Source organism: Curtobacterium sp. B8 (assembly GCF_000333315.1).
Classification (GTDB): Bacteria; Actinomycetota; Actinomycetes; order Actinomycetales; family Microbacteriaceae; genus Curtobacterium; species Curtobacterium luteum.
On the sequence record NZ_BACW01000263.1, the window covers coordinates 1 to 9848 of the forward strand.

General features: G+C 71.2%; 9 protein-coding genes. 3 read left to right on the top strand and 6 right to left on the bottom strand.

The window, feature by feature from the left end; genetic code table 11:
- Positions 1-14: 14 nt before the first annotated feature.
- Both I59_RS06345 and I59_RS06350 read right to left on the bottom strand, forming a co-directional pair.
- Entirely contained in the window at positions 15-500 is a 486-nt protein-coding gene (locus I59_RS06345; RefSeq protein ID WP_022903144.1) for a SufE family protein, read from the bottom strand.
- Entirely contained in the window at positions 497-1408 is a 912-nt protein-coding gene (locus I59_RS06350) for a sulfurtransferase (protein WP_022903145.1), read from the bottom strand. Before I59_RS06350 ends, I59_RS06345 begins: the two co-directional genes overlap by 4 nt.
- A 113-nt stretch (positions 1409-1521) precedes the next feature.
- On the opposite strand from I59_RS06350, the gene zapE reads away from it, so the two are divergent.
- Positions 1522-2568, top strand: coding sequence for a cell division protein ZapE (zapE, locus tag I59_RS06355; protein WP_042726525.1), 1047 nt, complete (start codon positions 1522-1524; stop codon positions 2566-2568).
- A 278-nt stretch (positions 2569-2846) separates the two neighbouring features.
- Positions 2847-4121, top strand: a complete 1275-nt coding sequence (locus I59_RS06360; RefSeq protein ID WP_022903147.1) for an ammonium transporter — start codon at positions 2847-2849, stop codon at positions 4119-4121.
- A gap of 713 nt (positions 4122-4834) precedes the next feature.
- Here the strand turns inward: I59_RS06360 and I59_RS06365 are convergent.
- Positions 4835-5806: an aldo/keto reductase gene (locus tag I59_RS06365; RefSeq protein WP_022903148.1), complete on the bottom strand. Its 972-nt coding sequence runs from the start codon at positions 5804-5806 to the stop codon at positions 4835-4837.
- Between the two features lie 174 nt (positions 5807-5980).
- Here I59_RS06365 and I59_RS06370 point away from each other — a divergent pair, with 174 nt between their 5' ends.
- A complete protein-coding gene (locus I59_RS06370; protein WP_031273134.1) occupies positions 5981-6949 on the top strand; it encodes a beta-ketoacyl-ACP synthase III in 969 nt (322 codons plus the stop codon).
- Between the two features lie 122 nt (positions 6950-7071).
- Here the strand turns inward: I59_RS06370 and I59_RS06375 are convergent, their stop codons facing one another.
- From I59_RS06375 to fliW, 3 genes are all read right to left on the bottom strand, one after another.
- Positions 7072-7983, bottom strand: a complete 912-nt coding sequence (locus tag I59_RS06375) for a hypothetical protein (protein ID WP_187289796.1) — start codon at positions 7981-7983, stop codon at positions 7072-7074.
- A gap of 66 nt (positions 7984-8049) precedes the next feature.
- Complete coding sequence (locus I59_RS20725; RefSeq protein WP_148286114.1) at positions 8050-8589, bottom strand: hypothetical protein; 540 nt, start codon at positions 8587-8589, stop codon at positions 8050-8052.
- Positions 8590-9499: 910 nt separating this feature from the next.
- A partial coding sequence (gene fliW / locus I59_RS06390; protein ID WP_022903152.1) for a flagellar assembly protein FliW occupies positions 9500-9848 on the bottom strand: 349 nt, incomplete at its 5' end.

Sequence of the window (9848 nt, forward strand, 5' to 3'; positions counted from 1 at the left end):
AAAACTCCCGTCCGTCAGTCCGCCGGCGCTGTGCCCCCGCGCCGCTCGGCGGCCAGCGCGCGGACCTGCCGCTGCACCCGGCCGAGCATCCCGACCATCCCGCGGATCCGCAGCGGGCTGACCGCTTCGGAGAGCCCGATCGTCAGCGGGTAGTCGGCGGGGACGGCCAGGACCTCGTCGACGGTGAGACCCGACAGTCCCTGCGCGAGGATGGACGCGAAGCCGCGGGTGGTGGGTGCCTCGCGCGGCGCGGTCGCGTGCATGCGGACCACGTCCGGTGCGTCGCCGTCCGCGCCGACCGTCACCGTGATGAACACGGGGGACTGGCACTCCTCGACGCGCTCGAGCTCCTCCTCGTGCCCCTGCAGCCGCTCGGGCAGCGCCGGGAGCTCGTCGGAGAACTCCAGGAGCAGCTGGAGGCGGTCCTGCTGGCCCAGCTCGAGGAAGTCGTCCCGGATGTCCGCGAGGGTGGCGGGCAGTGCGGCGGTGTCGTCGCTCATCGGGTCGGGGCCGTCCCGGGCTCGGATCCCTGGACGATCGGGACGCGCACCGCGCTGCCCCACTCGGTCCACGACCCGTCGTAGTTGCGGACGTTCCCGTAGCCGAGGAGGTGCTGCAGCACGAACCAGGTGTGGCTCGACCGCTCACCGATGCGGCAGTAGGCGATCACCTCGTCGGCGTCACCGATGCCGGCGCCGTCGCGGTAGATCGCGTCGAGCTCCTCACGGTCCTTGAAGGTGCCGTCCGGAGCCGCCGCGGTCGCCCAGGGGATGTTCACCGCGGTCGGCACGTGACCGCCGCGGAGGGCGCCCTCTTCGGGGTAGTCCGGCGCGGTGGTCCGCTCACCGGAGTACTCCGGGGCGCTGCGCACGTCGATGAGCGGCTTGCCGAGGTGGGCGAGGACGTCCTCCTTGAACGCGCGGACCGGCTCGTCGTGGCGCTCGACGACCGGGTACTCGACCGGGGTGACCTCGGTTCGGTCGGTCGTGAGGGCGCGGTCCTCGGCGATCCACTTCGCCCGGCCGCCGTCGAGCAGACGGACGTCCTCGTGACCGAAGAGCGTGAAGACCCAGAGGGCGTAGGCCGCCCACCAGTTGTTCTTGTCGCCGTAGATGACGACCGTGGTGTCGCGGGCGATCCCCTTGCCGCCGAGCAGGCGGGCGAAGGCCTCGCCGTCGATGTAGTCGCGCTGCACCGGGTCGTTGAGGTCGGTGTGCCAGTCGATCTTCACGGAGCCGGGGACGTGCCCGGTCTCGTAGAGCAGGACGTCCTCGTCGGACTCGACGACGACGAGGTCCGGCGCGCCGACCCCGGCGTCGAGCTGCTCCTGGAGCCACTCGGTGGAGACGAGGCGCTCCGGGTGGGCGTAGGCGGCGAACTTCGCGGACGGGTCGACCGGTGCGGTCATGGCTGGGTACCTCCAGGTGGTGGACGGGCACCGGACTAGGATCGGTCCTCGGTGCCTGTGGGCAACGGTACGCGGACGTACCGTGCTCCAGCCGCAACGTTGCACCGCACGACATGCTTCCCGGAGGGGCGTCCTTGCCTGAACACGCCTCGGCGCCGAGCCACCTCGTCGACCGCGACCCGCAGGTGACCCCGCAGCAGATGGCCGCGGCGCTCGTCCCGCCGCCGCAGTTCGCCGACGCGTCCTTCGAGTCCTACCGTCCGGACCCCGACTACCCGTCGCAGGCCGAGGTCCGCGACACCGTCGCCGCGTTCGTCTCGTCGGGGTCGGGCGCCGCCGCTCCCCGCCGCGGACTCTTCGGCCGACGCCGGAGCGCCGCGCCCGAGGCCGGTGCGAAGTCGGGCGTCTACCTCGACGGCGGGTTCGGCGTCGGCAAGACCCACCTGCTCGCGGCGGCCTACCACGCGGCGTCCGGTCGGAAGACGTTCGGCACCTTCATCGAGTACACCGCGCTCGTCGGTGCGCTCGGGTTCCAGGGCACGGTGGACCTCCTCCGCGGGACCGCCCTCGTGTGCATCGACGAGTTCGAGCTCGACGACCCGGGCGACACGATGATGATGACGCGGCTCATCAAGGAGCTCTCCGAGACCGGCACCCGGTTCGCCGCCACGTCGAACACCCCGCCGGGGGCGCTCGGCGAGGGGCGCTTCGCCGCGCAGGACTTCCTCCGCGAGATCCAGGCGATGTCCGACCGGTTCGACACCCTCCGGATCGACGGTCTCGACTACCGCCGGCGCGCGGTCGACGAGTCCGCCGCGGTGGTGCCCGACGTCGCCGCGGCGCTGCCAACCGGTGCCGTCACGCTCGACGACTTCGACGCCGTCGTCGCGCACCTCGGCACCGTGCACCCCTCGAAGTACGTCGCGCTCGTGGAGGGGCTCGACGCGGTCGGGCTCACCGACGCCCGGCCCTTCACGGACCAGACCGACGCGCTGCGCTGGGTCGCGCTCGTCGACCGGCTGTACGACGCGCAGGTGCGGATCGTCGCGTCGGGCACCCCGCTCGACGCGGTGTACCCGCAGTCGATGCTCGACGGGGGCTACCGGAAGAAGTACCTCCGCGCGGCATCGCGCGTGGTGGCGCTGACGCGCGCGGCCTGACGGCGCGACCGGGCGCCGGACGGGAGGCGCGGGGCGGGCCCGCACCGTGCCTCCAGGCCGGCACGCACCACGCTGCGAAGCGACCGTCCAGACGGTCGCAGGGGAGTCGTGGCGCGCGTCCAGCGGATGCGCCGCACGACGAAACACAACGTTCACACGCCGCGTCATCGCGTTACATCCGCGAAACAGTTCGTGCTCATCGGTGAAACAGCACCTCGCCAAACTCGACAGCACCCGAGGCGGTCCAAGAGCCGTTCGTGCAATCGAGAGGTGAACAGATGCTTGATCAGGGCAACACGACCTTCGTGTTGGTCATGGCGGCGCTGGTGTTGTTCATGACACCCGGCCTGGCCTTCTTCTACGGCGGTCTGGTGAAGGCCAAGTCCGTCATCAGCATGATGATGATGTCGTTCGGCGCGATCGCGCTCGTGAGCGTCCTCTGGGTGCTGTACGGCTACGCGATCGCCTTCGCGAACACCGGACCGCACACGGCGGTCAGCGGCATCGTCGGGTTCTTCAGCATCGACTGGAACCTCATCGGCCTCGGCCAGGCGTTCGAGGAGGCCAAGGCCTCGACGATCAACGCCGCGTACCCGTCGATGGCGTTCGTCGGCTTCCAGGCCACGTTCGCGATCATCACCGTCGCCCTGATCTCCGGCGCCATCGCCGACCGCGCCAAGTTCGGCGCGTGGATGCTCTTCGCCGGCATCTGGGTCACCGTGGTCTACTTCCCGGTCGCCTCGTGGGTGTTCAACCTCACCTCCGGATGGGCTCCGTACTGGGGCGTCATCGACTTCGCTGGCGGCACCGCGGTGCACATCAACGCCGGTGCCGCGGGTCTCGCCCTGGCGCTCGTCCTCGGCAAGCGCGTCGGCTTCGCCAAGGGTGCGCACAAGCCGCACAACCCGCCGTTCGTGCTCCTCGGTGCGGCGATCCTCTGGTTCGGTTGGTTCGGGTTCAACGCCGGGTCCGAGGGCGCTGCTGACGGCATCGCGTCGATCGCCTGGGTGAACACGCTCGCCGCTCCGGCCGCCGCGATCCTCGGCTGGCTGCTCGTCGAGAAGCTCAAGGACGGCAAGGCCACCTCCGTCGGTGCCGCCTCGGGTGCCGTCACGGGCCTCGTCGCGATCACCCCGGCCTGTGCCGCCCTGACCCCGGGCTGGGGCATCCTGCTCGGCTTCCTCGCCGGCATCGTCTGCTGCTTCGCGATCGACTGGAAGTACAAGCTCGGCTTCGACGACTCGCTCGATGTCGTGGGCGTCCACCTCGTCGGCGGCATCTTCGGCACGCTGTACCTCGGCTTCTTCGCCAACGACACCGGCCTGATCTACTCCGGCTCGTTCGCGCAGCTCGGCAAGCAGGCTGCCGCGGCCGGTGCCGTCGGCCTGTACTCCTTCGTCCTGGCATTCGCGATCGGCTGGATCATCGAGAAGACGATCGGCTTCCGCGTGAAGACCGAGGACGAGGTCGCCGGCATCGACACCGCGGTCCACGGTGAAGAGGGCTACGTCCTCTACGAGGAGCGCGACGAGACCCCGGTCTCCGTCCGGTAGCTCGGGGTCTCCCCGCTCTTCCTCCCGCCCGACGGGCCCCGCGCACACAGCAGGCGCGGGGCCCGTCGGCGTGTGCGGAGGGCGCGTCGCGTGGGTGGGGACTCGGGACGACAGGGCTGTTGTCGTACGACAGCGGCGATGTCGCAGGTGGTCGGGTGCCGCTGCCGGCGCGTGCGCGGGGGTGCGGGTGTGCGGGTGTGCGGGTGCGGACTCGGGACGACGGTGTCGTCGTCGTACGACAGCGGCGGCGTCGCTGGTGGTCGCGTGCAACTGCCGGCGAGTGCAACGGGCGACAGGGCTGTTGTCGTACGACAGCGGCGATGTCGCGGGTGGTCGCGTGCCGCTGCCGGCGCGTGCGAGGGGGTGCGGTTGCGGACTCGAGACGACGGTGTCGTCGTGGTGCGACATCGGCGGTGTGGCGGGTGGTCGGGTGCAACCGCCGGCGTCTGCAAGGGGCGACGGAGCTGTTGTCGCACGACAGCGGCCGTGTCGTTCGCCCGAGATCATGGCGACGGTCATGGAGGACGTCGAGCGCCGCTGGGGAGCCTCGACGACTCCCCGCGGGCGATCGGCCTGCGGGACAGGAAGGTCGCGACGCTGAGATCGCAACGGTCGTCGCATTCTCGTCGTGACCACGGACGGGAGGCGCGGCGCGGGTCGGACCCGCACCGCGCCTCCCGGCAGATGGTCGCGTCAGCGGCCCGCTGTCGTCGTCACCAGGCGTAGTCCTCCGGCGAGGTCTTGTGGCCGGGGAAGATCTCGTCGAGGCGCGCGAGCGCCGTGTCGTCGAGGCGGATGTCGACGGCGCGGACCGCGGACTCCCACTGCTCCATCGTGCGCGGGCCCGTGATCGGCGCCGTGACGGTCGGCTGGTGCAGGAGCCACGCCAGGGCGAGCTCGCCCGGCGTGTGGCCGAGCTCCTTGGCGAGCGCCTCGTAGGCGGCGAGCTGGTCGTGGTGTCCCTCGACGTACTCGGCACTCCGCCCGGAGAGGCGCCGGGAGCCGTTCTCGGTCTTCTCGATGACGCCGCCGAGGAGACCGCCCTGCAGCGGCGACCACGGGATGACGCCGAGCCCGTAGTGCTCCGCGGCGGGCAGGACGTCGCGCTCGACGTCGCGCACGACGAGGTTGTAGATCGACTGCTCGCTGACGAGACCGAGGAAGTTACGGTGCTTCGCGGCCTCCTGCGCCTGCGCGATGTGCCACCCGGCGAAGTTCGAGGAGCCGACGTAGAGGACCTTGCCCTGCGCGACGGCGACCTCGAGGGCTTGCCAGATCTCGTCCCACGGCGTCGCACGGTCGACGTGGTGGAACTGGTAGAGGTCGATGTGGTCCGTCTGCAGCCGCTGCAGGCTCGCGTCGAGGGCCTGGCGGATGTTGTAGGCGCTGAGCTTGCCGCCGTTCGGCCAGTCGATCATGTCGCCGTAGACCTTCGTCGCGAGGACCGTCTTCTCGCGACGGCCGCCGCCCGTGGCGAACCAGCGGCCGATGATCTCCTCCGTGGCGCCCTTGCCGACCGAGCCGCCGTAGCCGTTCGCCGTGTCGAAGAAGTTGACGCCGAGCTCGTGGGCCCGGTCCATGATGGCGTGCGAGTCGTCCTCGCTGGTCTCCGGTCCGAAGTTCATCGTCCCGAGCACCGCTCGCGACACCGACAGCCCTGTCCGTCCGAGATGTGTGTAGTCCATGGAGCCGGTCTACGCGTGCGGCGCTGGGGGAGCCAGGCCCTGGCGGTACCGGTCTCGGGGTCGGGGTCGGGCCTGGTCGTGGTCGTGGTCGTGGTCGTGGTCGGGGGTCGGGGTCGGCTTCGCGCATGCGTCCCGGGGTATGGACCGCCCGAGGGTGGGAGTAGCGTGCCGCAGGTGAACATCCCCGCACTCCGAGGCAGCCGGATCATCGGGTTCGGCCACCACCAGCCCTCGCGCATCCTGACCAACGACGAGCTCTCGACGATGGTCGACACCAACGACGAGTGGATCACCACCCGCACCGGCATCAAGACTCGACACATCGCCGGACCCGACGACACCGTCACCTCGATGGCGGTCGAGGCCGGTCGGGCGGCCCTCGCCGACGCGGGAGTCGATCCGTCGGAGGTCGGTCTCGTGGTCGTCGCGTCCACCACGCACGAGGACCGAGCGCCGTACACGGCCGGGCGGGTGGCCGCGGAACTCGGACTGTCCGGCCGGGCAGCGCCGATCGACATCAACACGGCGTGCAGCGGCTTCGAGTACGCGATGGGCATCGCCGACCAGGCCGTGCGCACCGGCTCCGCGGACACGGCGCTCGTGATCGGGTCGGAGAAGCTGTCGGGCATCGTGGACTGGACGGACCGGTCGACCTGCGTCCTCGTCGGTGACGGAGCGGGCGCGGCCGTCGTCGGCGTCTCGGAGGAACCGCAGATCGGACCGGTGTCGTGGGGGAGCGTGCCCCACCTCGAGCAGGCCGTGCGCGTGTCCGGCGAGCCGGCGCGGTTCTCGCAGGAGGGACGGTCGATCTACCGCTGGGCGATCACGGAGGCGGCGGACCATGCGCGCGCGGTCGTCGAAGCAGCGGGCCTCTCGATCGAGGACATCGAGGTGTTCGCGTTCCACCAGGCGAACCTGCGCATCATCGAGCCGCTCGTGGAGGCGCTCGGCGGTTCGCCGAGCTACGTCGTGCGGGACGTGGTCGAGTCGGGGAACACCTCGGCCGCGAGCGTGCCGTTGGGCCTCTCGAAGGCCTGGGCGCGTGGGGAGCTGCCCGAGGGTGTGCCGGCGCTGCTGTTCGGGTTCGGGGGTGGCTTCGCGCACGCTGGGCAGGTCGTCACGACGCCGGTGCGGCGCGGCTGAGGAGCGGTGCGGCGCCGGTCCCGGCCGGTGCTGCTGCGGCGGGGTTCGGTCCGATGCCGCTGCGGTGCCGAACGGGACCGGCGTCGCCGAGCCACGCGGAGGCCGGAAGACGTGCTCATTCCTCAGGGGGCGTCGGGGGTCTCCGGGCCGGGGGTACCGGCCCAGAGGTCGACGTCCGGCTTCCGCCGTCGCCACGACAGGCCCTTGCGCGCCGACCCGTCCTTCGGCTGCGCGACCTGCTTGGGCTCCTTCGCAGATCGGACCGGCTTCGGCGCGAGGACGACCGGGAAGGACGCCGGCGGCACGCCGAACCCCGTCCGTGACGCCTGCACGACCTTCCGCCCGAGGGCGTGGTTGCCGATCCCGCCGACGGCCGCGCCGATCCCGAACGGCAGCGCGCGCCCGACGATCGTCGTGCCCTGGCGGGCGGCGAAGCGCCGGACGAACTGGTCGCGGACCTGGCCGCCGATCCCGGAGACGACCTGCTTCGGCAGGGAGGCCGTCACCATCTCGCCCCAGAACGCCGTCCGTGCTTGACCGCCGGCAGCCTGGCCTGCGAGTTGCTTGATCAGCTGCGTGCCGGGAGTGCCGAGGATGAGCGCCATCACCAGCGTGCGCGCCCGCTCCGGGTCGTCCAGGGCGATGCCGTGGACCTCGGTGACCGACTGGGCGAACAGCGCCGTCGTCTCGAGGAAGCCGACCGTCTCCGCCCCGCTCAACCCCAGTGCTGCGGCCATACCGACGCCGGGGATCACGGCGCTCGCACCCACGGCTGCTCCGCCGGAGGTCACTGCCGTGAGGTACTGCCGTTCCAGGATCTGGATGATGTCCGCAGGGGAAGCGTCCGGATGCCGACGGCGGAGTCGGTTGACGTGCGCGACCACGACCGGTCGTTGCACGCTGAGGACGCGGTCCAACCACTTCACCCAGCCGCCGGTCGTCTCGACACGCTGTCCGTTCGTCGTGGAGGGGTCGGGTTCGACCGGTGCGACCGGCATCCGGATGATCGCCTGGTCGTTGTGCTGTCGGGCCATGCGGGAGACCGTACGCTGCGCTGGTGGGAGCGGTCCCCGAAGCGCTGATGCCGGTCCTGGGCCCGCTCATCGGCACGGCACGCCTGCCCGTCGGAGTGCCTGCCGCACTCGTTCCGGGTGCATGAGGTCGGACCAGCTGAGCCGGACGACGAACCGGACCTCGGGGAAGGACCGGACGAAGTCCTCGCGCCGCTTCTCCCGCCAGTAGGCGTCCGCGGTCGTGCTCGCGCCGAGGAGGTCCGGGTCCTCGTACTTGCCCCGGCCGTCCACCTCGACCACGACTCCCTGCACGGGGAACCAGAAGTCGACGACGGCGGTCTGCTCGCCCGGGCGCCGGAACTCGTGCTGCTGGACGGGTTCGGGGGTGCCGAGCTGACGGAAGCGCACGCGGCACATCGACTCGGCCGGTGACCCCGAGAGCGCCGACCCCGCTCGCACGGCCAAGGACGCGCGGGCGGTCTGCTCCCGCAAGCCGCGTGCGAGTTCGAACTCCAGCATCTCCGGCCAGACGGCCCGTGCATGCAGTGCTGCGTCCAGCATCGGCAACGAGGTGGTCAGGGGCGCTACGGCTGCGACGTCGACCAGGGTACGGACCAGCGACGTCACGCCAGCACCGTCACAGCCGACGTCCTGGACGCTCGGCACAGCAGCCCAGCGCTCGTGCAGGTGGTGTGCACCCGACCGATCAGGACGGACGCGTGTCATCGCTGTGGTCTCGGTCTTCCCCCGACGCGGGTCGACGAGGTCCACACGACTGGGCGGGTCACCGATGTACGGAAGCCTGTGCACGGCTGCTGCGGACAGGTGCGAGATCCGAGCTGGGGGCCGGACGCGTGGAGCCGTCGCTCGGACGAGGAGGAGGTGCGCTTCCTCCGGGCGGAGTGCCGCGAGAACCGCTTGTTCGACGAAGACGCCAGGACGGACCACGGCGAGGAGACCGCGGTGGACGTCTCGTTGCAGGCGACGCCGTTCCGCGCTGTCGTGCGCGGCCGTTCGGATCAGCGGGACGTCGATCGCTCGTGTTGCCATACGGACAGGCTCACGGGACCAACCGGAACCGTGGCCAGCGCGTGCCTGTTCTGTGGAAGGTGATCCGTGCCTCCCGGCCTGTGGAGGACCGGTGCGTCCGCAAGAGGCGACGTCGCTGTTGTCGGACGACGACGGCTGTGTCGCCAGGAAGCGTCCGCAACTGTTGCGCGCGCACGGGACGACGAATCCGTTGTCGTACGACGGCGACGGGGTCGTTCGACGGCGGCGAAAGAGGCCGGGCGCGCAGCAGGAACACGCGGCACCGTCGGCCTGTTCTGTGGAAGGTGATCCGTGCCTCCCGGCCTGTGGAGGACCGGTGCGTCCGCAAGAGGCGACATCCCTGTTGTCGGACGACGACGGCTGTGTCGCCACGAAGCGTCCGCAACTGTTGCGCGCGCACGGGACGACGACTCCGTTGTCGTACGACGGCGACGGGGTCGTTCGACAGCGGCGATGGCGCGCCGCGCCCGCCCGCCGCGGCGCGCGCCTAGCGCCGGGCGAGCTCGGCGCGCAGCGGGAAGTCCTGGTCCTCGAGGATGAGCTGGGCGCCGACCGAGGTCCGGGCGTTCACGACCACGGGGGCGAGCAGGTTCACCGTCGTCCCCTCCGCGGCCGGGTTCGCCACGACGAGCAGCATCGCGTCCTCCGCCGACCCGAGCCCGAGCACCTCCACCTGCGCCGAGGACAGCACCGGCGCGTACGAGGGCAGGTGCACCGCGGCGTCGAGCAGGAACAGCCGCGAGGTGCCGCCGACGAGCGTGAACAGCCCCTCGGAGTCGGCGACCGGCGTCAGCACGAAGTCGGAGCCGGTCAGGCCGAACGGCGGCACGGGGAAC

What these genes read in the sequence shown, in the direction of transcription:
- I59_RS06365 (WP_022903148.1), bottom strand. Translation starts at nt 5,806, where the DNA reads ATGGACTACACACATCTCGGACGGACAGGGCTGTCGGTGTCGCGAGCG.
- I59_RS06345 (WP_022903144.1), bottom strand. Translation starts at nt 500, where the DNA reads ATGAGCGACGACACCGCCGCACTGCCCGCCACCCTCGCGGACATCCGG.
- zapE (WP_042726525.1), top strand. Translation starts at nt 1,522, where the DNA reads ATGCTTCCCGGAGGGGCGTCCTTGCCTGAACACGCCTCGGCGCCGAGC.
- I59_RS06350 (WP_022903145.1), bottom strand. Translation starts at nt 1,408, where the DNA reads ATGACCGCACCGGTCGACCCGTCCGCGAAGTTCGCCGCCTACGCCCAC.
- I59_RS06375 (WP_187289796.1), bottom strand. Translation starts at nt 7,983, where the DNA reads ATGGCCCGACAGCACAACGACCAGGCGATCATCCGGATGCCGGTCGCA.
- I59_RS06360 (WP_022903147.1), top strand. Translation starts at nt 2,847, where the DNA reads ATGCTTGATCAGGGCAACACGACCTTCGTGTTGGTCATGGCGGCGCTG.